Source organism: Thermaerobacter subterraneus DSM 13965 (genome assembly GCF_000183545.2).
Taxonomy (GTDB): domain Bacteria; phylum Bacillota; class Sulfobacillia; order Thermaerobacterales; family Thermaerobacteraceae; genus Thermaerobacter; species Thermaerobacter subterraneus.
Genome location: NZ_JH976535.1, coordinates 840,077 through 863,005 on the forward strand (window position 1 = coordinate 840,077; position 22,929 = coordinate 863,005).

At 73.7% G+C, this 22,929-nt stretch carries 18 protein-coding genes; 14 read left to right on the forward strand and 4 right to left on the reverse strand.

The annotated features are described in order from the left end of the window. The first annotated feature begins 66 nt into the window (after nucleotides 1-66). The 3 genes from THESUDRAFT_RS03590 to THESUDRAFT_RS03600 all read left to right on the forward strand — a co-directional run bounded on the left by THESUDRAFT_RS03590 (nucleotide 67) and on the right by THESUDRAFT_RS03600 (nucleotide 3,057). Complete coding sequence (locus tag THESUDRAFT_RS03590; RefSeq protein WP_006903358.1) at nucleotides 67-1,629, forward strand: FAD-binding oxidoreductase; 1,563 nt, start codon at nucleotides 67-69, stop codon at nucleotides 1,627-1,629. Between the two features lie 118 nt (nucleotides 1,630-1,747). Then, nucleotides 1,748-2,065 (forward strand): hypothetical protein, encoded by a 318-nt coding sequence (locus THESUDRAFT_RS03595; RefSeq protein WP_006903359.1) that lies wholly within the window; start codon nucleotides 1,748-1,750, stop codon nucleotides 2,063-2,065. A 119-nt stretch (nucleotides 2,066-2,184) separates the two neighbouring features. Beyond that, on the forward strand, nucleotides 2,185-3,057 hold the full coding sequence (locus THESUDRAFT_RS03600) for an SIR2 family NAD-dependent protein deacylase (protein ID WP_006903360.1): 873 nt from the start codon (nucleotides 2,185-2,187) through the stop codon (nucleotides 3,055-3,057). Nucleotides 3,058-3,301: 244 nt separating this feature from the next. Here the strand turns inward: THESUDRAFT_RS03600 and THESUDRAFT_RS03605 are convergent, their stop codons facing one another. Beyond that, nucleotides 3,302-3,985, reverse strand: a complete 684-nt coding sequence (locus THESUDRAFT_RS03605) for a metal-dependent hydrolase (protein ID WP_006903361.1) — start codon at nucleotides 3,983-3,985, stop codon at nucleotides 3,302-3,304. 491 nt (nucleotides 3,986-4,476) lie between these two features. Here THESUDRAFT_RS03605 and THESUDRAFT_RS03610 point away from each other — a divergent pair, with 491 nt between their 5' ends. The 3 genes from THESUDRAFT_RS03610 (at nucleotide 4,477) to THESUDRAFT_RS03620 (ending at nucleotide 6,987) form a co-directional block, all read left to right on the forward strand. After that, the gene (locus THESUDRAFT_RS03610; protein ID WP_006903362.1) at nucleotides 4,477-5,127 is read left to right on the forward strand and encodes an O-methyltransferase; all 651 of its coding nucleotides are present in this window, start codon (nucleotides 4,477-4,479) and stop codon (nucleotides 5,125-5,127) included. Nucleotides 5,128-5,212: 85 nt separating this feature from the next. Further along, the gene (locus THESUDRAFT_RS14915; RefSeq protein ID WP_006903363.1) at nucleotides 5,213-6,367 is read left to right on the forward strand and encodes an XdhC family protein; all 1,155 of its coding nucleotides are present in this window, start codon (nucleotides 5,213-5,215) and stop codon (nucleotides 6,365-6,367) included. A 170-nt stretch (nucleotides 6,368-6,537) separates the two neighbouring features. Then, a complete protein-coding gene (locus THESUDRAFT_RS03620) occupies nucleotides 6,538-6,987 on the forward strand; it encodes an SRPBCC family protein (RefSeq protein WP_006903364.1) in 450 nt (149 codons plus the stop codon). Between the two features lie 67 nt (nucleotides 6,988-7,054). Here THESUDRAFT_RS03620 and THESUDRAFT_RS03625 read toward each other — a convergent pair whose 3' ends face one another. Then, complete coding sequence (locus THESUDRAFT_RS03625; RefSeq protein WP_040826234.1) at nucleotides 7,055-7,549, reverse strand: hypothetical protein; 495 nt, start codon at nucleotides 7,547-7,549, stop codon at nucleotides 7,055-7,057. A gap of 63 nt (nucleotides 7,550-7,612) precedes the next feature. Further along, the gene (locus tag THESUDRAFT_RS03630) at nucleotides 7,613-8,092 is read right to left on the reverse strand and encodes a nucleoside recognition domain-containing protein (protein ID WP_040826236.1); all 480 of its coding nucleotides are present in this window, start codon (nucleotides 8,090-8,092) and stop codon (nucleotides 7,613-7,615) included. A 353-nt stretch (nucleotides 8,093-8,445) separates the two neighbouring features. Between THESUDRAFT_RS03630 and THESUDRAFT_RS03635 the strand changes: the two genes are divergently transcribed. Beyond that, the gene (locus THESUDRAFT_RS03635) at nucleotides 8,446-8,820 is read left to right on the forward strand and encodes a carboxymuconolactone decarboxylase family protein (RefSeq protein ID WP_006903365.1); all 375 of its coding nucleotides are present in this window, start codon (nucleotides 8,446-8,448) and stop codon (nucleotides 8,818-8,820) included. Between the two features lie 116 nt (nucleotides 8,821-8,936). On the opposite strand, the gene acs is transcribed toward THESUDRAFT_RS03635, so the two are convergent. After that, on the reverse strand, nucleotides 8,937-10,946 hold the full coding sequence (gene acs, locus THESUDRAFT_RS03640; protein ID WP_006903366.1) for an acetate--CoA ligase: 2,010 nt from the start codon (nucleotides 10,944-10,946) through the stop codon (nucleotides 8,937-8,939). A 208-nt stretch (nucleotides 10,947-11,154) separates the two neighbouring features. Here acs and THESUDRAFT_RS03645 point away from each other — a divergent pair, with 208 nt between their 5' ends. From THESUDRAFT_RS03645 to THESUDRAFT_RS03680, 7 genes are all read left to right on the forward strand, one after another. Next, nucleotides 11,155-11,472: an ArsR/SmtB family transcription factor gene (locus tag THESUDRAFT_RS03645; protein ID WP_006903367.1), complete on the forward strand. Its 318-nt coding sequence runs from the start codon at nucleotides 11,155-11,157 to the stop codon at nucleotides 11,470-11,472. Beyond that, nucleotides 11,469-11,897, forward strand: coding sequence for an SRPBCC domain-containing protein (locus THESUDRAFT_RS03650; protein ID WP_006903368.1), 429 nt, complete (start codon nucleotides 11,469-11,471; stop codon nucleotides 11,895-11,897). The genes THESUDRAFT_RS03645 and THESUDRAFT_RS03650 overlap by 4 nt, the downstream gene beginning before the upstream one ends. Before the next feature lie 594 nt (nucleotides 11,898-12,491). After that, nucleotides 12,492-13,655, forward strand: a complete 1,164-nt coding sequence (thrC, locus tag THESUDRAFT_RS03655; protein WP_040826240.1) for a threonine synthase — start codon at nucleotides 12,492-12,494, stop codon at nucleotides 13,653-13,655. 2 nt (nucleotides 13,656-13,657) lie between these two features. Then, nucleotides 13,658-15,010 carry a homoserine kinase gene (thrB, locus tag THESUDRAFT_RS03660; RefSeq protein ID WP_006903370.1) on the forward strand — a complete coding sequence of 451 codons (1,353 nt, stop codon included), beginning with the start codon at nucleotides 13,658-13,660 and terminating at the stop codon, nucleotides 15,008-15,010. Between the two features lie 120 nt (nucleotides 15,011-15,130). After that, on the forward strand, nucleotides 15,131-18,385 hold the full coding sequence (locus THESUDRAFT_RS03670) for a phosphoenolpyruvate carboxylase (protein ID WP_006903371.1): 3,255 nt from the start codon (nucleotides 15,131-15,133) through the stop codon (nucleotides 18,383-18,385). A gap of 686 nt (nucleotides 18,386-19,071) precedes the next feature. Beyond that, on the forward strand, nucleotides 19,072-20,646 hold the full coding sequence (locus tag THESUDRAFT_RS03675; RefSeq protein ID WP_006903372.1) for an FMN-binding glutamate synthase family protein: 1,575 nt from the start codon (nucleotides 19,072-19,074) through the stop codon (nucleotides 20,644-20,646). Further along, complete coding sequence (locus THESUDRAFT_RS03680; RefSeq protein WP_006903373.1) at nucleotides 20,643-22,553, forward strand: thiamine pyrophosphate-binding protein; 1,911 nt, start codon at nucleotides 20,643-20,645, stop codon at nucleotides 22,551-22,553. Before THESUDRAFT_RS03675 ends, THESUDRAFT_RS03680 begins: the two co-directional genes overlap by 4 nt. Nucleotides 22,554-22,929: the final 376 nt, after the last annotated feature.

Below are 22,929 nucleotides of genomic sequence, written 5' to 3' on the forward strand. Positions count from 1 at the left end.
CCACCTCTTGCCCTGGCAGCCCGCTCCCGGATTAAGGTAAAGATAGCGGTAAGCGGAGGGATCGGCATGGATGGCGAGGGTTCCCGTGGGACGGAACCGGTTGCCTTACCCGAAGCGCTGCGTCGAGAACTTTGCGACCTGGTGGGAGCCCACCACGTGAGCGTCGACCCCCACGACCTGGAATGGGCTGCCATGGACTTCGCCGGCGGCTACCGGCTCGGACGAACGGGCGGGCAGGCCCGCCGCCCGCTGGCGGTGGTGCGCCCCGGTGACACCGGGGAGGTCCGGCAACTGGTCCTCTGGGCGGAGCGCCACCGCATCCCCCTGGTGCCCCGGGGCGGCGGCACCGGGGTGATGGGGTCGGCCGTCCCGCAGCAGCCGGCGGTGGTGGTCGACCTGACGCGGCTCGACGACGTGGTGGTGCACCCCGACGACCTGCTGGCCGAGGCCGGCGCCGGTGCGACCCTGGCCGCCGTCGACGCGGCCCTGCGGCGCCACGGCCTGGCCCTGGCCCACGACCCCTGGAGCGTGGGCATCGCCACCGTGGGCGGCGCCATCGGCACCGACGGGGTCGGCTACCTGGCCGGTCGGTGGGGCAGCATGGGCCAGCAGGTGGTGGCCCTGGAGGTGGTGCTGCCCGGCGGGCAGGTGGTGCGGACCCGGCCTGTCCCCAAGCCTCCGGCGGGTCCCGACCTGCGGGCGCTCTTCGCCGGCAGCCAGGGGACCCTGGGCATCGTCACCCGGGCCTGGATCCGGGCCGTGGGCGTGCCCGAGGTCATGCTCTTCCGGAGTTACCGCTTCCGGGGCTTCGACCCCGGCTTTGAGGCCGTGCGGGCCATGTGGCGGGCCGGGGTCATCCCGGACCTGCTCGACTTCACCGACGACGTGCCTGCAGCGGTCGAACTGGAGCCGGGTTACGAGGACGACCTGGGCCGCACGGGCCTTCTGCATCTGGGGTTCTTCGGGCTGGCGGAGGAGGCCCGCGGCCGGGCCGCGGCGGCCGCCCGCATCGCCCGCCAGTTCGGCGCCCGGGACCTGGGGGACGAACCGGCCCGCCGCTTCTGGGAGCGGCGCCACGAAATCGCCGAAGAATTCGCCCTGCCCGTGGTGCAGGCCCGTGATGCGCGGCGGCGCTGGCAGCAGGGCGCCTTCGACTACATCAATCTGGCTTTGCCGGCCAGCCAGGTCATCCCCTTCCGGCGCGAGGCCCTGGCCCGCATCGCCCAGGACCCCCGCTTCCGCGCCGGAGAGACGGGCTTGTGGGGCCGCCCTGAAGTGTTCTCCTTGCTGGTCAGCGCCGCGGCCGAAGAGGCCGGCGGGGACGCCTGGGAGGCCGCGTGGACGGCCGAGGATGCGGCGGCCATGGAGTCGCTGATGCACGATCTGCTGCGCATGGCCCAGGCCCGGGGCGGCAACATGGAGTGCCTCCACGGCACGGGGCTGAAGCTGCTGCCGCTTTTGGCCGACGAGTACGGCCCGGCGCTGGACGTGATCCGCAAGATCAAGGGGGCCCTGGATCCCCTCGACCTGATGAACCCGGGCAAGTGGGGCGAGCCCATGGTGACCCGCCCGGCCGCCGGCGAGCCCCTCAGCCCGGCGGTGCACCCCGGCTGGACCAGCCGGGCGTGAGGCCCGGGCCCCCTGGGTTGCGGCCCGGGCCGGCACCGCGCTCGAGGTGTTCGGGGGGCCGGGTGGCAAGCCAGGGCGCAGGGCACCACGCCCGAGCCTTTCGCGGGAGGGAACGGACTTGGACGAGATCGTGCCCCTGGTCGACCCTGACCTGCCGGGCGTCCCCGCCATCGTGGTGCTGGAGGGCGGCCACCGCCTCCACGCCCGCCTGCAGGCGGGAGCCTGGCACAACGGGGGGATCCTGCTGCCCGTCAAGGCCGTCGACAAGGTGGAAGGGGCCCAGGGAGCGAACTCCCTGGCCGAGGTCCTGGGTCTGGAATCGGGCCAGCTGCACGGCGAGGCCACCGTGTGGCTTCCCGCCTTCCGGATCCGCTGCGTGGTGGTGAGCGGCGAGGGGCGCAGGCCGCGTCCCATCGGCTTCGGCGGGGTCGAGTGACGGGACCGCGGGACAGGCTGGGAGAAGATGGAGACGGGGCACGGCCCGATGCGCCCGGGATAGGGCAAGGGACCGCACCCGGGCCGGGCCGGCGGTGCGTCACGGGGAGGGTGGTCGACATGGAACGGCGCCGGACCGAACCGCCGGGCCTCAAGCCCGGGGACCCGGTCGCCGAGCTGGCTCGCCTGCTGGAACAGCACCGCGGGCGGGCCGTCGCCCTGACGGGGGCGGGGGTGTCGGTGGCCAGCGGCATCCCCGCCTTCCGCGGCCGCGACGGCCTGTGGAGCCGGTTCGACCCGGAAGAGTTTGCCCACATCGATGCCTTCCGCCGGGACCCGGAGCGCGTCTGGTCCATGCTGGACGAGCTTTACGACGCCCTGGCGGAAGCCCGCCCCAACCGGGCCCATCAGGCCCTGGCGCGGCTTGAGGAAATGGGCTGCCTCCGGGCCGTGATCACCCAGAACATCGACGGCCTGCACCAGGCGGCCGGCAGCCGGAACGTCATCGAGCTGCACGGGAACTTCCGGCGCGTGGTGTGCATGGACTGTGGGAGCCGCTACGCGGCCGAGAGCGTGCGGCGGCTGGCGGGACTGCCGGGCGGTGGCGGCCACCGCTGCTGGTGCGGGGGCTGGTTGAAACCTGACATCGTGTTCTTCGGCGAGGAACTGCCCCAATACGCCTTCCTGCAGGCGTGGGCCGAAGTTCAGAACGCCGGGCTTCTGCTGGTGGTGGGCACCTCCGCCGAGGTCGAACCGGCCGCCAGCCTGCCCCGCTGGGCGCGGAAGGCGGGGGCCGTGCTGGCCGAGGTCAACCCGCACCCGGCCCTGGATGCCGAGGTGGTGGTGGCGGCGCCGGCCGAGCAGGCGCTGCCGGCGGTGGTCCACCGGCTGGAGGCAGAGGGGGGCGCCGCGGCTTGCGGGGAGCCGGTGGTGGTGCCGGGTTCGGCCGGGCGCCCGGGGGACGGGCCGCCTTCCTCCCCCCGCGAGCCTTGAGCCGCGCGGACGGTAGTCCTTAGCCCCGGACGGCAGCGCTTTGCCCCGGGTGGTCGTGCTTTGCCGTGGCCCGGGGGGCACAGCGCCTGGCAAAGCGGGCGTGCCGGTGGGGTGCCGGAAGCTTCCCTCCGGTACGGGAGCTCCGCCCCGCGCCGGGCTCATCGCCCGCCGCGGTGGTGCCCGTACCGGGGTTCCACCGGTCCGGCGCCCCCACCGGCTCCACCAGGAGTTAAAACCCGAAGCGTTAGAACTCGAAGCTTCCGCCCGGCTCCAGCACCATGACCTCGACCCCGGGCGCCTTCTGCCGGGCGAAGCGGACGAAGTCGTCGGCGCTCTGCACCAGCAGCGGGAAGGTGCCGTAGTGCTGGGGGACGGCCAGCCGGGGCTTGAGGAAGGTCAGGGCGTGGGCCGCCTGCCGCGGGTCCATGGTGAAGTGGCTGCCGATGGGCAGGATGGCCACGTCCAGGGGATACAGTTCGGCCCAGGTGGCCATGTTGCAGTGGATGCCCGTGTCACCGGCGTCGTAGACCCGCTTGCCGTCCTCCAGGGTGACGATGTACCCGGCCGGCTCACCGGTCTCGCTGGAGTGATAGGCCTCGGTCATGGTGACCACGACGCCGCCCAGCTCCACCGAGCCGCCGATGTTCATCCCGATGCACTTGTCGCCCGGCAGGCCTTCCTTCTGGTAGCGTTCGGCCGTCTCCGGCTGCAGGATCACCGTGGCGCCGGTCTGCTTCTGGACCGCCACCACGTCGCTGGCGTGGTCGAAGTGGTCGTGGGTGATCAGGATGTAGTCGGCCTTCAGGTCCTCGATGCGGGCGGCGGCCTTGGGGTTGCCGTTGATCCAGGGGTCGAACAGGATGACCTTGCCGCCGGCCGTGGTCAGCTCCCAGCCGGCATGGCCGAGCCAGCGAAGCTTGTGGGACATGACCGGCCTTCCTCCTTTCGGTTTAATCGGTTTAAGGGGTGAAGGTGCCGCCGGGGCGGGGTGAACGGGGTGAGGGCGGCGGTGCCCCGTACCGGCAAGCGAGAGTTCAACGCGGGAGATGGGGCTCCTGCCCCCGGCCGGCGGTGGGAGCGAGGGGTTCGGCGGGGGCCCGTCGACCGGCCCGTCGACCGCAGTGGCCCGCGGGGGGCCTTCCGCTTCGCATCCCGTCACCCCGGGCTCTTCCGCCCGTCGATGCTCGGCCGCGGCAGCACGAGGCGGGGAACACCTACCCACGCAAGACGTCGACGAACATCCGGGAACCCGGCAGGGGCCGCGTCAACAGAAGGCGCACCACTGCCCTGCCGCGGTGGTACAATGGGGGCAAGGCACCCGTCTTCACCGGCGGGGTCGGTGTTGACGGGTACCGCCGGTCGGTGCGGCCGCAGGGTACGGCCGGTGATCGGTGCGGCCGCCGAGAGGGGGAGGCGCCCGTGCTGCCGTCCGAGCGGGACGTCCGGTACCTGGAGTCCCTGTACCCGCCCGATCCCGACCTGGAGCGGGTACGAGCCGGCATGGAGGCCCAGGGCATGCCGGACATCGCCATCCGCCCCGCATACGGCCGCCTGCTGACTCTGCTGGTGGCGGCCAGCGGGGCCCGCCGGGTGCTGGAGATCGGCGCCCTTGCCGGTTACAGCGCCATCTGCCTCGCCCGCGGCCTGCCGCCGGGGGGCCGGCTGATTTCCCTGGAGAAGAACCCCGATTATGCCCGGGTCGCCCACGCCCACGTGGCGGCGGCCGGCCTCGCCGACCGGGTCGAGATTCGCGTCGGCGACGCCCTCACCCTCATGCCGGCCCTGGTGGCGGAGCCAGCGCATCCTTCCTTCGACCTCGTCTTCATCGATGCCGACAAACAACACTACCCCGACTACCTGGAGTGGAGCCTGCGCCTGCTTCGGCCCGGCGGCTTGCTGGTGGCCGACAACGCCCTGATGCACGGGCGGGTCGCGGACCCGGTGCACACCGCCCCCGCCGTGGAGGCGATGCGGCGGTTCAACCGCCGGGTTGCCACGGACGGCCGGCTGGTCAGCACGATGCTGCCGGCCTACGATGGGTTGGTTTTGGCCCGCGTCCGGGAGGGCTAGGGCGTCGTCGCGGCTGGGCGGGCCGGGTGGGTCCCCGGGTGGGACCTGGCACACCGTCTGAGGGCGCGAGGGGAGGCGAGAGGCCATGCGTGACGTGCTGGACCGGGTGGTGGAGTGGCTCGACGCGGGCCGGGACGTGGCCCTGGCCACGGTGGTCGAGGTGATCCGCAAGGCACCGCGGGAGCCGGGGACCACCATGGCCGTCAGCGACCGTGGCGAGATCGCCGGCTCGGTCTCGGGCGGTTGCGTCGAGCCGGCCGTGGTCGAGGTGGCCCAGGAGGTGCTGGCGGCCGGCCGGCCGCGCCTGGTCACCTTCGGCATCTCCGATGACGACGCCTTCGAGGTGGGCCTGAGCTGCGGCGGCACCATCCGCGTGTGGGTCGAACCGGCCCGCGGGCCGTGGCCCGGGCTGGCTCGCCGGCTGCAGGAGGCGCTGGCGGCCGGGAAGGCGGTGGCCCTGGCGCGGGTGCTCGGCGCCGCGGCGGGGGACGGTGCCGGGGCGCGGGGCGCGGGGCCGGTGCCGGCCGGTGCGGTGGTGTTGCTCGAGGAGGCCGAGCCCGGCGGGCCGGCACGGATCATGGCCGGTTCGTCCGGCGACCCCGGTCTTGACCGGGAGCTGGCCCGGCGGGCGGGGGTGCTCCTGGCCCGGGATGAGACCGCCCGGGAGCCGCTGGCCGGCGCGGACGTGTTCATCCAGCCCTTCGCGCCGCCGCCGGTGCTCTACGTCATCGGGGCGGTACACCCCGCCGCCGCCCTGGCGGAGGCGGGCCGGTTCCTGGGGTACCGGGTGGTCGTCTGCGACCCGCGGTCGCCTTTTGCGACCTCCGAGCGGATCCCCGCGGCCCATGCCATCGCCCGCCAGTGGCCCGACGAGTACTTGAGCGGTGCCCGCATCACGCCGCGGGATGCGGTCTGCGTCCTCACCCACGACCTGAAGTTTGACGTTCCCGCCCTTCGGGTCGCCCTCCGCTCCCCCGCAGGCTACATCGGGGTCATGGGGAGCCGGCGAACCCACGAGCGCCGCCTGGCGGCGCTGCGGGAAGCGGGCGTCGGGGACGGCGACCTCAAGCGGCTGCACGCGCCCATCGGCCTGGACATCGGCGCCCGCACGCCGGAGGAGATGGCGGTGGCCATCATGGCGGAGATCATTGCCTCCCGCCGGACGAACCGGCCCCAGAGACCCGCGGCCGTTCCCGCGGCGGCGGGCGGCGGCGGGGACGTGGCCGGCGGGGCGGCCTGACGGGCGTGGCCGGCGGCGGCCGCCGGTCGCCTCCCAGCAGGAAAGGCCCTGCCGAAAACCGAAAGTTCTTGGAACGGCCGTGACAATAGACGCCGGAGGGGAGCCCAATCTCCGGCGAATTCCGTGACGAACTGCCGCTATCGTTCGACCGGCTCTTGGGGGTGCCAGGAATGCAGGTTGCCGGAAGCCAGAAGATCGCCGCACCCGTGGAGACCGTCTGGGCCTGCCTCAACGACCAGGAGGTCCTGGCGCGGTGCACGCCCGGCTGCAAGCAGCTGACCCGGGTGGACGAAGACCAGTACGAAGCCGAGCTGGAACTGGGTATCGCGGCCATCCGCGGCAGGTACAAAGGCCGGATCGCCATCGAGGACAAGGAACCGCCGAACCGCTACCGCCTGAACATCGAGGGGGAAGGCGGGCCCGGCTTCGTGCGGGCCTCCCTGGTGCTTGACCTGGAACCCCAGGGCGACGGGACCCTGCTGAAGTACCAGGGCGAAGCCCAGGTGGGCGGGCCGGTGGCCAGCATCGGCCAGCGGGTGCTGGGCGGCGTGGCGAAGATGATCATGGGCCAGTTCTTCGGCGGCCTGGCGCGGGAGATCGAGCAGCGGAAGGCCGGCTGACCCGGAGGCGGGGCGCGGCGCCGGGCCGGGAGGCCGGGCCGGGGGGCCGGAGGGGTCCCGGCCACCGCTAGCTCCGGTGCCGCGCCGGATGGGGGGCGAGGACCGGCCCGCCCAGGGCCGCCGGCCGCAGGGCAAGCCAGCGCCGGTACACCCAGAAGGCCGCAAGGCCGAAGGCAAACCGGGTGGTCACCATGATGAGCCCGTTGCCGCCGAAGGCGAAGATGGCCGCCGTCTCCTCGAACATGGCGTGGAAGATGCCCACGAAGACGAACAGCAACGTCACCTGGTCCCGGGGCACCGGCTGCTCCCGGGTGGTCTCCAGGACCACGCCGGAGCCCAGGATCACCCCCAGCACGGCGCCCACCGTCAACGAAGGCGCCAGCTCCGGAGCCAGTCCCAGGCGGCGGCAGACGGGTTCCAGGCGATGGGTGGTCCGGTCGAGCCGGCCGGTCAGCCGTGCCCACTCCAGCAGGATCAGCACCGGGGCAACGAAGAGGCCGATCCGCAGCAGGAGCAGGATCCCTTCACCGATCCCGTCGACGATGGCGTCCAGAAGCCACATCGGTCCAACCTCCCCGGATGGAGCCGGGTCCACCCCGGAACCCGTGACAGAACCCCGAACCCGTTAGAGGACCAGGTTGAGCAGGGCCCCGGCCGCCGCCGAGGCCAGCAGCCGCGCCGCCAGCACCGTCCAGGTGTTGGCCCCCGCCCGGGCGATGATGGAGGCTTCGACCGGGTGGGCGTGGCTGATGGCCAGCATGGTGCCGAGGATCGTCCACTGCTTGTAATCGAGCCCCAGCGGGATGGCGGCGGCGATGCCGCTGTAGAGCCCCACGGTGTTGCCGATGAGCAGGGCCAGGGCGGTGCCGCCCGGCAGGCCGAACCAGGCCATGGCGGGTGCTGCCAGGCCGGCGATGCGCGCCAGCCACCCGCTCCGGTCCAGGATCATCACCACGATCATGGCGGGGATCATGGTGCGGGCCAGGTCGACCAGGATCCGCAGGGTCGACCGCAGGCCCCGGCTTACGGCGGCCTGCAGGGGATGGGTGCCCTCGGGGCCGGCGCCCGGGCGCGAGGCCGCCGGAGGGGTGAGGGATCGGGCCACGGATACAGCCTTCTTTCCTGGTAGCGACTCGGCTTCAGCGGTGCCTGTTCCACCGCCCGGCCTTTGCACTTCCGTCGCGCCGTGGCGGTAGCGCAGCGGGCCTGCGGGGTGCCGCCCGGCGGGCACGGCTATCGGTACGGTGCGGTGGCTTCTGGCGTTGAGCATAGAGCGGGTGCGTGGTGGTGTCAACGGCTGGACGGCAGGGGCTGGGTTCCTCCCCCCCGGGCGGGTGCGGTAATCTACCGGTCAGAGCCGGGGCATGCCGGTAGGCCTGGATGCCGGGGCGCCTGACCTGAGCCCGGCGAACCGGGGCTGCCGGCGGCACTTTCCGGCGGGTCGGGGAGGGAGATGCCGTGGGCGAGCGGCTCGACGCCTTTCACCGTTTCCGCAGCGAGATGAACGAGAAGATCCTGGCCCACGACAACCTGGTGGTGCGCCGGTTCTTCAACCTGGACGGGCAGGCCTACAAGCCGGGGGCCCTGTCCAGCAAGGTCAAGGAGATGCTGGGGCTGGTGGCCTCACTGGTCCTGCGCTGCGACGACTGCATCACCTACCACATGATCCAGTGCCACAAGGAAGGCGTGACCCGCGACGAGTTCTTCGAGATCTTCGGCGTGGCCCTGATCGTGGGCGGGTCGATCACCATTCCCCACGTGCGGCGGGCGGTGGCGGTATTGGAGGAACTGGAAGTGGAGGCGGGCGCCGGGGCCGCCGGGGTGCAAGGCTGAAACCCGGCCGGCGGAGCGAAACCCCGGCCAGTGAAAAGAGGCGGGACCTGACCCCACGGCCAGGTCCCGGCCGGTGCCCGCCGGTCATGTACCCGCGCTCGCGTTCCATCCGGCGGTCAGGCGGTCGAGGCGGGCCCTCCCGCCCCCGGTTCCACCCGCGCCAGGATTCGATCCAGCACCTCGGGATCTTCCAGGGCCGTGGTGTCGCCGGTGACCTGCCCGGAGGTGACGGCCTCCCGCAGCAGGCGGCGCATGATCTTGCCGCTGCGCGTCTTCGGCATTGCGTCGACCACGTACACCCGTGCCGGGCGGGCGATGGGGCTGATCCGGCGCACGATCTCCTCCCGCAGCTGTTCCTCGATGTCGGGCGGTGGCGTCACGCCGCTCCGCAGCACCGCGAAGACCACGGGCACCGTGCCCTTGACGGGATCGGGCATGCCGACCACCGCCGCCTCGGCCACCAGCGGGTGGTTGATCAGGGCGCTCTCCATCTCCATGGTGCTCAGGCGGTGACCCGCCACGTTGATCACGTCGTCCACCCGGCCCAGCACCCAGTGGTGGCCGTCGGCGTCGTACATGGCGGCGTCGCCCGTGAAGTACCGCCCGGGGAAGCGGGCGAAGTACGTGTCCAGGTACCGCTGGTGATCGCCCCAGATGGTCCGCGCCAGGCAGGGGAAGGGGCCCGTGATCACCAGGTAGCCCGTGGTCCCGGGAGGAACCGGCCGGCCCTCGGCGTCCACCACCTGGCAGCGGTAGCCCGGCAGGGGCAGGCCGCAGGAGCCCGGCCGTGAGGCCGTGACGCCAGCGATGCCCGACATCCACGCCGTGCCCGTCTCCGTCTGGCCGTAGGTGTTGTTGATCTCCACCGCGCCGTCGCCCACGTGCCGCCGCACCCAGTGCCAGGTCTCGGGATCCAGCGGCTCGCCCACCAGCGCGATAAGCTCGAGGCTGCGCAGGTCGAACTTCTGCGGCCAGCCGGCCCCCGCCCGGCTGAGCATCCGCAGGGCCGTGGGCGCCGTGAAGACCTTGTTGACCCGGTACTGCTGGATCATCCGGTAGAACCGGCCGGGGTCGGGGTAGTCCAGGGCGCCTTCGTAGACCACGTGGGTCGCCCCGTGGGCTAGGCCGCCCACCAGGGCGAAGATGGGGAAGGTCAGCCAGCCCACGTCGGCGGTGCACCAGTAGATGTCGCCGGGTTGCAGGTTGAGGGACCACTTGACGTTGGCGTAGGTGCCGACCAGGAAGCCCACCCCGGCGTGGACCAGGCCCTTGGGCTTCGCCGTGGTGCCGCTGGTGTAGATGATGAACCCGGGTTCGTTTGCCTCCAGGGGCTCGGGCGGGAAGTCGGCCGGCATGCCGGCGATAAAGTCGTCGTAGTACACGTCGCGACCCGCCGTCATGGGGACTTCGGCCCCCGCCCGCCGCACGACGACCACTTTTTCGACGAAGTCGAGCCCTTCCAGGGCCTGGTCCAGGGTCTCCTTCAGGGGGAGGAGCCGCCCGCGGCGGTAGGTGCCGTCGGCGGTGATCACCACCCGCGCCCGGGAATCTTCCAGGCGCGAGCGGATGGCGTCGGGCGAGAAACCCGAGAAGATCACGTTATAAACGGCGCCGATGCGGTAGCAGGCGTGGATGGAGGCGAAGGTCTCGGGCAGGTTGGGGAGGTAGATGGCCACCACGTCGCCCTTGCCGATGCCCGCCTGTCGCAGGGCGTGGGCCAGCCGGCAGGTCTCGTCGTGGAGCATCTGGAAGGTCCAGACCCGCCGGTCCCCCGGCTCGCCCTCCCAGACGATGGCCGCCTGGTTGCGCCGGCCGTTCCTGAGGTGGCGGTCGATGCAGTTGAGGCTGACGTTGGTGAGCCCGCCCACGAAGTACCGGAAGTCAGGAAGTTCCCCCGTGCGGACGTGGCTCCAGGGCGCCAGCCACTCCAGTTCGGCGGCGATGGCCGCCCAGTAGGCGTCGGGGTCGGCCTCCGCCCAGGCTCGGTAGGCGGCACAGGCCGCTGCCGGGTTCGGGCCTTCGAACAGGGGCCGTCCCGACAGCTTCCGCGGCGGCACCGGCGGCTGCGCCAGCAGTGCCCCCGTGGCGGGCTCGGGCCCCGCCACCTCCACCTCGGTGTGCCCCATCGCGCATCCCCCCGTGATGGCGATCCGGCCGGCCGGTGGGGCGCGGCGGGCGCCTGCCCGGGCGTTCCCCGGGATCCACCCGCTGCGCCGGCCGCCTGGCTTGTTGCCAACCGGTTACGGCGGCCAGGGGGACGGTTCCTGCCGGTGAGGGGGTCGTTGCTGGGGAGGGGGCTTGACGAATGGGTAACCACTTGGTTACTTTTGCGCCATGGATCTCGATCGCAAGTTCGCGGCCCTGGCGGATCCGACGCGGCGCCACATCATCACGGTGCTCCGGTCGGGGCCCAAGGACGTGGTCACCCTGGCCCGGCCGCTGCCCATCAGCCGGCCGGCGGTGTCCAAGCACCTGGCCGTCCTCACGGCTGCGGGTCTGGTCGAGGTGGAGAAATCGGGGCGGCGGAGGCTGTACCGGTTGCGCCCGGAAGGGTTGGCGGAGGTCCGGGACTGGCTGGACCAGGTGGCCAGGGCCTGGGACGTCGCCCTGGAGCGCTTCCGCCGCCACGTCGAGGGGGACGGTGAGGGATGATTCGACGCAGGGTCGTCGTCCGCGGGCCCGTGGAGGCCGTCTTTACCCGGTTTACGGCCGGCATCGGGCAGTGGTGGCCGCTGGACCAGTTCTCCTACGGCGGCGAACGCAGCGCCGATCTGGTCCTGGAGGGCCGGGCCGGCGGCCGCTTCTACGAGCGGTTCCGGGACGGCGAAGAGCACGAGATCGGCCGCGTTCTGGTCTACGAGCCGCCCCACCGGGTGGTGTTCACCTGGAACCAGGCCAACTGGGCGGGTCCGACCCAGGTGGAGGTCCGGTTCTTCCCCGAGGGCGACGGCACCCGGGTGGAACTGGAGCACCGGGGCTGGGACGAACTCGGCGAGGCGGGTGCAGCCACCCAGCGGGCCTTCGCGGGGGGCTGGGGCGTGATCCTTGACCGGTTCGCAAGCCGGGCTGAAGCCTAAGTTCGGCGCGTCCTCGGTGGGTCTCGCCCGGTTCTGCCTGATCCCGGCGCGGCGGTCCTTGCGCTCTGACCCCTTGACCCGGCCCCGGCCAGGCCCTATAATCCCGCAAAAGCGTTCCCAGAGCCGGTTCGGCTTGAGGAATGCGTCATCCCGGCGTGCGCGATGACCGGAACGAGTAGGCCCCCAAGCCGGTGTCCAGAGACGGGAGGCCGTGGCTGAAAGCCCCCGCACCGGGCCGGGCCGAAAACCCTCCGGGAGCCGCCGGCGAAACCGCCCGGCCAGGCAGGCGGGGCGGGAGTAGCTGGGCGGGGCAGCCCCCCTTACGGGCACGGAGAGGATTCGCGGTGGCGGTGGCCGGTGGGAGTCGCCCATGCCCCCGCCGGGTCAGGCAGGGCACCGGGCGAAGCGCCACGGGGCGCCGCCGCGGATCAATTAGGGTGGAACCGCGCGAGCACGGCCTCGCGTCCCTAACGGGACGCGGGGCCGTTCGATTTTCCATGCCGGCATCCTTCCGTTTCGAGCTTCAGGGAGAGGGTGAAACGAGCGGTGTCTGGTCCCACTCACCCTAACCGCCCCGGCCCTCCTCGTCAGGCGGTGGAGCCCGGGCCGGTCCTGCCCCGCCAGGGTATCATCGCCCGCTATCGCGACTGGCTGCCGGTACCTCCGGAGGCCGAGCCGCTTACCCTGGGAGAAGGCGACACGCCGCTGATCCGGGCGGACCGGCTGCTGGAGGAACTGCCTCGCGACCGGCGGCCGCCGGCCGTGTTCCTCAAGTTCGAAGGGGCCAACCCGACGGGATCCTTCAAGGATCGGGGCATGACCATGGCCCTGACCTGCGCCCGGGCCCGGGGCGCCCAGGCGGTGATCTGCGCCTCCACGGGCAACACGGCGGCGGCTGCGGCGGCCTACGCCGCCCGGGCGGGCATGGACTGCTGGCTGGTGCTTCCGGCGGGGGGCGTGGCGGCGGGCAAGGTGGGCCAGGCCGTGGCCTGCGGGGCGCGGATCCTGCCGGTGCGGGGAAGCTTCGACGACGCCCTGGCCGCGGTGCGGCAGGTGGTGGCCGAGCGGCCGGAACTGGTCCTGGTCAACTCCCTCAACCCCGACCGCCTGGAGGGCCAGAAGACGGCGGCCTTCGAGGTGGTGGACCAGCTGGCCGCCATCGGTCTGGACGAACGGGCGGCCGTGTTCCTCCCTGTGGGCAACGGCGGCAACATCACCGCCTACCACATGGGCTTTCGCGCCTACGCGGCGGCGGGCCGCCTGGGGCGGGTACCCCGGCTGTACGGGGTGCAGGCGGAGGGGGCGGCGCCCCTGGTCCGGGGCCGGCCGGTCGACCGGCCGCAGACGCTGGCGTCGGCCATCCGTATCGGCCGGCCCGTGTACGGGGAGAAGGCCCTGGCGGCGGTGCGGGATACCGGGGGCCGGGTGCTGGCGGTCAGCGACGAGGAGATCCTCGCCGCCCAGCGGCTCCTGGCCCGGCTGGAAGGCGTCTTCGCCGAGCCGGCCTCGGCGGCTTCGGTGGCGGGCCTTTTGAAGCTGGCCCGGGGGGACGAACCCGGCTGGGAGGTGCCCGAGGGGCCCGTGGTGTGCGTGCTGACGGGCCACGGCCTGAAGGACGTGGACACCGCCCTGCGGGCCGCCCGGGCGAGCGGGGGCGAGGGCGGCGACCTGGAAGCCTTGGAAGCCCTGGAAGCCCGGGCCCTGGATCCGGAGGCCGTCGTGCAGCACTTGCTTGCAACACCGGCGGGAGGTCGGTAGAGATGGGGAAGGGACGGCGACCGGCCCGGGAGGCGCCGGATGGGCCCATGGGCCTCTACCGCCGGAGGCCCGGTGGCAGGGGGGGTGCCAGCGAGGGCGCAAGGGGCGGTGCAAGGGGTGGCGCAAGGGGTGTCGCCCGCGCCCATAGGGAGCGGGGCACCGCCCTCACCCGGCGTCCGGATCCTGAGAAGACCCTTGGTGCGGCGACGGGCCACGAGGCCGCGGCCCACGCGCCAGGCGGCGGCAGCGGGCGGGCGGTGGCCTGGAGCCGGGTGCCAGCCACCAGCGCCAACCTGGGGCCGGGGTTCGACTGCCTGGGTCTGGCCCTTCAGGGCTGGGAGCTCAGGGCGTGGCTTGAGCCCTGGCCCGCCGAGCCGCGGCACTGGATCCACCCCGCCGGGGCCGTACACTGGCACCTGGACGGCTGGGGCCTCCCGGCGGCACCGCCCGGGGAGGCGGGGGAAAACCTGGTGGTCCGGGCCGTGGTCGCCGCCTTCCACCGGGCGAGGCAAGCCCACCCTGCCGCTTGGCGGCTGGTTGTGCGCAGCACCATTCCGCCCGCCCGGGGGCTGGGATCCAGTGCCGCCGCCATCGTCGCCGGCCTGGCCGCTGCCAACCAGTGGTTGCGGCGGGCAGGGCGACCGTTGACAGCGGCGGACCTGCTGCAACTGGCGGCCGATCTGGAAGGCCACGCGGACAATGTGGCGGCGGCTCTTTACGGCGGCCTGGTGCTGGCCTGGCGACCGGCCCCGGCGGCGGGGCAAGCCGCGGGGCGCCGGGAAGAGGCCTCCGCAGGTGCAGGCGTAGGCGGCGGCGACCCTGGTGGCGGCTGGCGGGCGGTACCGGTCCCCCTGGGCCGTCCACTGGCGGCCGTGGTGGCCATCCCGGCCGTGGCCAGCTACACCCATGAGGCAAGGCGGGCGCTACCTGCGGCGGTGGCCCACGGCGATGCGGCCTTCAACGCCGCCCGCGCGGCCCTGCTGGTCCACGCCCTGGCCGCCGGGCGCGGCGACCTCCTGGCGGAAGCCATGCAGGACCGGTTGCACCAGCCTTATCGCGCCGCCCTGTTTCCCTGGCTGGATGATCTGATCGGCGTGGCCACCGCGGCGGGCGCCTTGGGGGCCTGCCTCAGCGGGGCGGGTCCCAGCGTGCTGGCCCTGGTGACGGACGAACAGGCCCCGGCGGTGGCCCAGGCGCTGTCGGCCCGCATGGCGGCCCTGGGGCTGGCCGGCCGGGTGGGCGTGGGCCGGGCGGGCGGGCCGGGCGCCCGTGCCGGCCTGGTGAGCCGCCCCGGGCACCGGCTCCCCCCCTCCCCCGCCGCGGCCGCCGGCGGGGGAGGCGGCCGGGGGGATTAGGGACGCCGGCCGGGATGAAGGGGGAAAGACACCGGAAGGGCTTGGAGTCCAAGGGGCGCAAGGGAATGGAACAGTGGCACGGTACGGGACACCCGGGACGGGATAAGGGAGGAAGGGCTTGTGAGCGGCGAGGGTGACCGGCCGGCAGGGGCCGGCTCGGCGGCGGGGAAGGGGAGCCGGGACCTGAAGGACGGCCGGGACCGCAAGGACGGTCAGGACCGCCAGGACCGGGGCGGCGGGCAGGGGAGCCGCCCTGCGGCGGCCGGCTCGTCCGGCGAGGCGTTGCCTGCCCCGGCGGGATCCGTTCCCCCGCCGGATGGGCGGCCGGAAGAGGAGCTGTACCCCCTTCTCAAGCGGGAGGTCGACCTCCTGGGACGGGCCCTGGGGGAGGCCATCCGCCGCCTCTCGGGGGATCGCCTGTTCGAACTGGAAGAGGACATCCGCGCCCACACCAAGCACCTCCGGCAGCACCCGGGGGACGACGCCGCCCGGCAGGCGCTGCGGGCCGAGATCGGCGGGCTTTCGGTGGCCGCGGCCGAAGGGCTGATCCGGGCCTTTTCGACCTATTTCCATCTGGTCAACCTGGCGGAGGAGCGGCACCGGGTGCGGGTGAACCGCCGGCGCGAGCAGGCCAGCACGCCCGACCGGCCCCGGCCCGAGTCGCTGCTGGCCCTGGTCACCCAGCTTCAGGCCCAAGGGATGGAATTCGACGACGTGGTGCGCCTCCTCGCCTCGGCCCGGCTGGAGCTGACCTTCACGGCCCATCCGACCGAGACGCGGCGGCGCACCCTGCGCCACCACCTGCTGCAGCTCAACCAGGCCCTGGACCGGCTGGAGCGGGGCGAGGGGGACCTGGACGAGGTGGTGGCCCGGGTCACCCTGCTCTGGACCACCCGCGAGCTGCGCCCGGCCCCGCCCCGGGTGGAGGACGAGGTCCGCGGCGGCCTCTACTACCTGCCCACCACCCTGTGGGAGGCGGTGCCCCGGCTCATGGAGGCCCTCGAGGGGGCGGTGGCCGCCCGCTACGGGCGGCGGCCGGTTCTTCCCCCGCGCCTGGCCTTCCGGAGCTGGATCGGTGGTGACCGGGACGGCAACCCCTTTGTGACCCCGGAGGTCACCGCCTGGGCCCAGGCCTACGCGCGGGCCGAGATCGCCCGAAAGTACGCCGGAGGCCTGGCCGCCCTGACGCGGGATCTGTCCGTGGCGGAAGAACGGGCTTCCCTGCCTCCCCTGCCCTCCTTGCCCGCAGAGGCCGTGGCGCCCCTGCCGCCGGCGGCCGCCGGCCGGTTCCCCGGCGAGCCCTACCGGCGGTTCGCCTACCGGCTGCAGCGGCACTGGGCGGCAAGGGCGGTGCCGGAAGAGGTGTGGAGCGAGACGCCCGCCCGGGCGGCGGCTCCAGCCGAGGCACCGGCTGTACCCCACCGGCCGGACGCTGCAGTCGAGGCAACGGCACCGCCTCCCCGGCCGGCGGCTCCGCCGGAGGGAGCGGCAATGCCTCCCCGGCCGCCCGCTTCAGCGGAGGGCATCCCTGGAGGGCCCGCCGTTCCAGCGGACCCAGCCGGCGAACGGCCTTCCCGGCCCGCCGCGGCCGCGCCACCAAAGGGGACCGCCGGGGAACCGCCGGCCGGCGAGGGGCCGGAGGCCGCCGGTTCCACCGCCCTGGATCGCCTGCTCTTCCAGGTGGAAGAGGGGCTGCGGGATGCCGGGCTGGGCGAGGCGGCGGCCACCCTGGTGCGTCCCCTGCGCTGGCGGGCCCAGGTCTTTGGCGAGGCCATGGCGCCCCTCGACCTGCGGGAGCATGCCGAGGCCCACGGGCGGGCGGTGGCGGAGCTGCTGGAAGCCGGTGGGGTCATGGCGGCAGGGGAGTACCTGGCCCTGGATGCCGCCGGGCGGGAGGCGGTGCTGACCCGGGAGCTGGCTTCGCCCCGGCCGCTGGCGCCGGTGGGCTACCGGCCCCGCAGCCGCGAGCTGGCCGTGGCCCTGGATGCTCTGCGGGCCTGGCAGGACCGGGGGGCTTACATCATCAGCGGCTGCCGCGGCCCCGCCGACGTGCTGGAGGTGTTCGTCCTGGCGCGGGAGGTGGGGCTGTACCGCCCCGGCCACCCCTTGCCCTTTGACGTGGTCCCCCTGTTCGAGACCCTGGCCGACCTGGAGGCGGCGCCCCGCGCCATGGAGCAGCTGCTGCAGAACCCCGTCTTCGGCGTCCACGCCCGCGGCCGCGGCGGCTGCGAGGTGATGATCGGCTACTCCGACTCCAGCAAGGACGCGGGCTACCTGGCGGCCAACTGGGCCCTCTACCGGGCCCAGGAGGGCATCGCGGCGGTGGCCCGGGCGGCGGGCGTGCCGGTGTCCTTCTTCCACGGTCGCGGCACGTCCACAGCCCGGGGCGGCGGGGGGACCGCCGGCCGCGCCATCGCCAGCCTGCCGCCGGGCACCGTGGGCCGCCGCCTGCGGCTCACCGAGCAGGGAGAGGCGCTGGCGGACCGCTACGCTCACCCCGAGCTGGCCCTGCGCAACCTGGAGCAGCTCCTCTACCACTTCCTTCTGGCGGCGGCCCGGGACACGCTGGCCCAGGCCCAAGAGGCGGTGCTTTCGCCGGAGGAACCCGGCCCGCCCGGCGGGGCCGGGACCGCGCCGAGCAGGCCGGGCGGCGGGCGCCAGGGGCTCGCCCCGGGCGGTTCCCCCGTCCCGGCGGCCTGGCGGGAGGCCATGGACCGGGCCGCCGCCCGGTCGGCGGAGGCCTACCGCCAGCTGCTGGCGGAGCCCGGGTTCTTCGAGTTCTTCGAGCACTTCACCCCGATCCGGGAGATCGCCGCCCTGAAGATCGCTTCCCGCCCGGTGGCCCGCACGGGCCGGGCCCGGCGCGTCCAGGATCTGCGGGCCATCCCCTGGGTGATGGCCTGGACCCAGGTGCGTCTTCTGCTGCCCGGCTGGTACGGGCTGGCCGAAGGTCTTGCGGCGGTGCCGCGGGACCTTCGCCAGGCGATGTTTGCCCGCTGGCCCTTCTTCCGCTCGGTGCTGGACGGCGCGGCCCTGGCCCTGGCCAAGGCCGACCTGGCCGTGGCCAGGGAGTACCTGCGGCTGGTGCCCGGGCCCCTGGCGAACCGGTTCTTCCCCCGGCTCGAGGAGGCCATGGTGCGGACCCGGGCGCTCTTGGAGGAGACCTTCGGCGGGCCGCTTCTGGCCCACCACCCCGTGCTGGCGCGGCAGACGGCCTTGCGCAACCCGTACGTCGACCCCATCAGCTACCTGCAGGTGGAGCTGCTGGCCCGGTACCGGGCCTCGCCGGAAGGCGACCCCGAGCGCCCGGCCCTGGAGCGGGCGCTGCTGCTCTCCATCCTGGGCATCGCGGCGGGCTTGCGGAACGCCGGCTAGAACGGCCGCTAGCCGTCGACCTGCGCCGGTGGGGATGCCGCCGCCCCGTGCCCCGTGGTCGCCCGCCCGAGGGCCAGCCCGGGGGCCCGCTGGGAGGTCCGCCGCGGGCGGTCACTTGACAGGCCGCCGCGATGGCGCGCCAAGAGAGGCTGCCGGGCGGCCACCGGGACGCCACCGCGACAGGCTACTGGGGGAGGTGGCCGTGGCAGGCCGCCCCAGTCAACCGAGGGGCAGGCCGCCACGGGAGCCCGCGGTGGTAGTCCACCACGGGAAGCCGCCTGGGGGACGGCCTGCGGGGGCCCGCCCCAGGAGCCCACCCCGGCAGGTACCCCCTGGGGCGGCCGGCGCGTACGGCGGTGCTGGGGCCGGCACCCACCATTACCGGATGATGTCCGCGCCGGGAACCCTCCTTTTCCCTTATTCCTTGCGATTCCGCGCGGGTACCCTACGCCCGAACCCATCGCGCGAAGTCCGGCAAGGGCTTGACCGCCCGCCCGTGCCCGTCCGCACCGGACCTGGCGGGGGAGTCCGCCGCGGCGCCGGGTCGCAGGGGCCGGGGCGCCCCCAGGGGCGGGAGCCGCGCAGGAGCCAGGGCTCCCACAGGGGCCGGGTTCGTCCCCAGGGGCCGGAGCCCGCAGTGCCGGGGCCCCGGGGCCGGGTTCGTCCGATCAAGGGGGATGGGCCGCATGCTGGCCGCCTTCGCAGGGGCGCTGCTGGCGATGCTGGTGCTGATGGGGGTCGTGGCCGGCCTGGCGGCCTGGCTCGGCCCCTCCCTGCTGCGGCGCTTGTTCAACCGCATGATGGTGACGGCCCTGAGCGGCCCCCAGGACCGCAACCAGATGCTGCAGTGGATGGTGCTGGCCCGGAACACCGACCCCGAGCAGATGCTGGCCATCATGCGCCGGGCCGAGACGGGCAAGCCCTTCACCCGCCCCTACGGCGCCACCCGGCCGTGGATGCAGTTCGAGCAGCTGGTCTTCGTCCCGGCCCAGATCGGCCGGCTGCCCCGAGGGGAGCCCGACGTGGACACCCGGGTCACCATCGGCCCCCAGGCGGCCCGGCCCCTCCACCTGAAGATCCCCATCCTGATCACCGGCATGGCCTACGGCCTCGCCCTGACGCGGGAAGCCAAGGTGGCCCTGGCCCGGGCGTCGGCCATGGTGGGCACCGCCACCAACTCCGGGGAGAGCGGCTTCCTGGCCGACGAGCGCCGCCACGCGAAGCACTACATCGTCCAGTACAACCGCGGCGGCTGGAACATCCGGCCCGAGCAGCTGCGCCAGGCGGATGCCATCGAGATCCAGTTCGGCCAGGGCGCCGACGCCAGCGCCCAGGAGTCGACCCCCTGGGACATGCTGGACGAACCGGTCCGGCGGCACCTGGGCCTGCGCCCCGGCGAGGAGGCGGTGATCCACACCCGCTTTCCCCAGGTGGCCTCGCCGGACGACCTGGCCCGGCTGGTCGAGGAGCTGCGCCGGATGACGGGCGGCGTACCCATCGGCGTCAAGCTCTGCGCTGGCGACCTGGAGGCCGACCTGCGGGCGGCGGTGGCGGCGGGAGTCGACTTCATCAGCATCGACGGGGCCAAGGGCAGCACGGGCAAGGGGTACCTCTTCACCATCAACGACTTCGGCCTGCCGGTCGTCTACGCGATCCCCGAGGCGGACCGCATCCTGCGGGAGCTGGGGGTGCGGGACCGGATCACCCTGATCGCCTCGGGGGGCCTCCGGGACGGGGCGGACTTCCTCAAGGCCATGGCCCTGGGCGCCGATGCCTGCTACGTGGGCACGGCGATCCTGCTGGCCATGGTGCAGGCACAGATGGTGCGCCTCATGCCCTACGCGCCGCCCTACGAGCTCTTCATCGCCAAGGGCCGCTACACCCACCTGTTCGACGGGGAGCAGGCGGCGATCCAGGCGGCCAACTACCTCAAGGCGTGCGTGCAGGAGATGGTGGAAGCGGCCCGTGCCCTGGGCCACGTCCGCCTGGCCGGCGTGGGCAAGGGCGACCTGCGGGCTCTGACCCGGGAGGTGGCGGAGATCACCGGGGTGCCGCTGGCGTACCACCCCCGGACCGCGGGGCTCAGCCGGTTGCGGGGAACGCCCGCGCTGGTCGAACCGGCCGTGGACGGCCGGCCCCTGGGAGCCGGGGCGGCCCGGGAGCCTGCGCCGGCGCGGGGCCCGCGGGTGCCCGTGGCGCCGGGCGCAGCGACCGCCCACTCACAACCTGGACCCAGAGGTCAAGGAGGCAACGACCCATGACTTCCCGGCGGATGACCGTGGCCGACTACGTGGCGGCCGAGCTGGCAGAATGGGATATCCCCTGCCTGTTCGGCGTGCCGGGGGACTCCATCATCCCGCTGCTCGAAGCGGTCCGGCAGAACCGCCGCCCGCGCTTTGTGGCCGCCCGCCACGAAGGGGCGGCGGCGATCATGGCAGCGGCCTACGCCAAGCTGAGCGGCCAGATGGTCGCCTGCTGCAGCGACGCCGGCCCCGGCGCCGTGCAGATGCTGAACGGCGTGTACGATGCCGCCATGGACCGGGTGCCGCTGCTGGCCATCACCGGCGGCCTGCCCACGGCGAAGACCGCCACCCACTGGCCCCAGGACGCCAACCTGGACCTGGTCTACACGGATGCCACGGTCTTCAACCACACCCTGGCGGCGGCCGGCCAGGCGACCCGCATCCTGCCCACGGCCTTGCGGGCGGCCTGGGAGCGCCCGGGCCCGGCCCGGGTGGGGCTGCCCGTGGACCTGCAGCGGCAGGAACTGGCCGGCGCCAAGCCCACCGGCAAGCCGGGCTACCTGAAGGCCGAACCGGCCCCCGACCAGCGGGAGATCGACGCGGCCCTGCACCTCTTGCGCACGGCCATGAAGCCGGTGATCCTGGCGGGCCGGGGCGCGCGGGCGGCCCGGGAGGCCCTGCTGGCCCTGGCTGAGGCCCTGGATGCTCCCATCGTGTCGACCCTGCCGGGACTCGGGGCGGTGCCGGCGGAGCACCGCCACTACTGCGGCGTGCTGGGGGAGGCAGGCACCCAGGCGGCGGCCGACGTCATGGGGGCGGCCGACGTGGCGCTGGTGGTGGGTTCGACCTGGTGGCAGCCGGCCTTCGTGCCCCGGGGGCTCAAGGTGATCCAGGTCGACATCCGGCGCGCCCACCTGGGCATGACCTTACCCGTTGAGGTGGCCCTGGCCGGCCCGGCGGAGACGGTGGTCTCCGCCTTGCGGGACGGGATCAAGCCCCAGGCGCGGGAGAGCTGGCACGCCTTCTGGGAGCGGGCACGGGCGACCTGGCACGCGGAGCTCCAGGAAGCCGATGCGGCGGCCCAGGGCCGGGGCGCGGGTCCCGGAACCCGGGCAGGCGGGCGCGGTGGGGCCGCAGGCCGTGGCGGCCGGGCGGGGGAGGGTGTGCACCCGGCGGCGCTGATGACCGTCCTCTCCGGGGTCGTCGATCCCGGGGCGGTGATCTGCGTCGACACCGGCCAGCACACCTACTGGTTCGGCCGCTACTTCTTCCCCGACCGGCAGATGGTGCTGGTGTCCGGCCACTGGCGGACGGTGGGGTTCGCCCTGCCGGCCGCCATCGGCGCGGCCCTGGCCGCCCCGCGCCGGCCGGTGGTGGCCCTGGCCGGGGACGGCGGGCTGGGCATGACCTTGATGGAGTTCACCACGGCGGTGCGGGAGCGGCTGCCCATCGTGGTGATCTGCTGCAACGACGGCCGCTTCGCCGAAGAGGAGGAGCTGCAGGTGCGGGCGGGGGTGGAGCCCTTCGGCACCCGGTTCGTCAACCCGGACTTCGCCGCCTTTGCCGAGACGGCGGGCGGCGTGGGGATCCGTGTGGAAAGGGTTCGCGACCTGGAACCGGCCCTGGAACGGGCCCTGCGGGTCGACGGCCCCGTGCTGGTGGACGTGCGGGTGGCCCAGGTCACCTACCCGCGGCCCGAACCCGTGGCGCACCGGGATCCCTGGGCGGCGCGGACCGAGACGGAGACCCGGGAGGCGGCCACGGGAACGGCTTCGGACGAGATCGGCCGGTATGGCGATCCACGGCAGGGGGAGCGGACGTCGAGGGCACCGCAACCGCCGGCCGGGAGCCCACCAAGCCTGCGATGGTGGAGCCGGGGCCGGCATCGGGATCGGGACCGCGACCGGGTGCCCGAACGGGTGTGAACGGGCGTACGGCCCGATTGGATGGCCGTGCGCAGCCGGCGCCGGTCGCGTTCCTCTTGGCGCGGTGGATCGTATTCGTGCGGTACATCGTGCCGCCCGTAGCCCGTGGTACGGCGTGAGGCTAGCCTATGGCGCGGTGCAGCCGGATGTAGCCGCCGGCGACGACGGCGCCCAGCACCGCAATGCCGATCAGGCCCACGACGCAGATCGTTCCGTGCCGCCTGCTCCACCTCGGGCGGAACCACGGTCACCGTTTCGGCGGCGGTCGCCGCAGGGCACGCGGCGACGACAGCGAGCACTGGAGCCAATACCACGGCGCGAGTTCTTAGGCGAGACGCACCCAGCGCTCGCATACGGACACCACCCATCGGGGTCT

Bases quoted from the DNA above. Each gene is read 5' to 3' on its own strand.
- THESUDRAFT_RS03620 (WP_006903364.1), top strand. From the start codon at position 6,538: ATGCAGGTTGCCGGAAGCCAGAAGATCGCCGCACCCGTGGAGACCGTC.
- acs (WP_006903366.1), bottom strand. From the start codon at position 10,946: ATGGGGCACACCGAGGTGGAGGTGGCGGGGCCCGAGCCCGCCACGGGG.
- THESUDRAFT_RS03675 (WP_006903372.1), top strand. From the start codon at position 19,072: ATGCTGGCCGCCTTCGCAGGGGCGCTGCTGGCGATGCTGGTGCTGATG.
- THESUDRAFT_RS03605 (WP_006903361.1), bottom strand. From the start codon at position 3,985: ATGTCCCACAAGCTTCGCTGGCTCGGCCATGCCGGCTGGGAGCTGACC.
- THESUDRAFT_RS03650 (WP_006903368.1), top strand. From the start codon at position 11,469: ATGATTCGACGCAGGGTCGTCGTCCGCGGGCCCGTGGAGGCCGTCTTT.
- THESUDRAFT_RS03590 (WP_006903358.1), top strand. From the start codon at position 67: ATGGATGGCGAGGGTTCCCGTGGGACGGAACCGGTTGCCTTACCCGAA.
- thrB (WP_006903370.1), top strand. From the start codon at position 13,658: ATGGGGAAGGGACGGCGACCGGCCCGGGAGGCGCCGGATGGGCCCATG.
- THESUDRAFT_RS14915 (WP_006903363.1), top strand. From the start codon at position 5,213: ATGCGTGACGTGCTGGACCGGGTGGTGGAGTGGCTCGACGCGGGCCGG.
- THESUDRAFT_RS03600 (WP_006903360.1), top strand. From the start codon at position 2,185: ATGGAACGGCGCCGGACCGAACCGCCGGGCCTCAAGCCCGGGGACCCG.
- THESUDRAFT_RS03680 (WP_006903373.1), top strand. From the start codon at position 20,643: ATGACTTCCCGGCGGATGACCGTGGCCGACTACGTGGCGGCCGAGCTG.
- THESUDRAFT_RS03625 (WP_040826234.1), bottom strand. From the start codon at position 7,549: ATGTGGCTTCTGGACGCCATCGTCGACGGGATCGGTGAAGGGATCCTG.
- THESUDRAFT_RS03645 (WP_006903367.1), top strand. From the start codon at position 11,155: ATGGATCTCGATCGCAAGTTCGCGGCCCTGGCGGATCCGACGCGGCGC.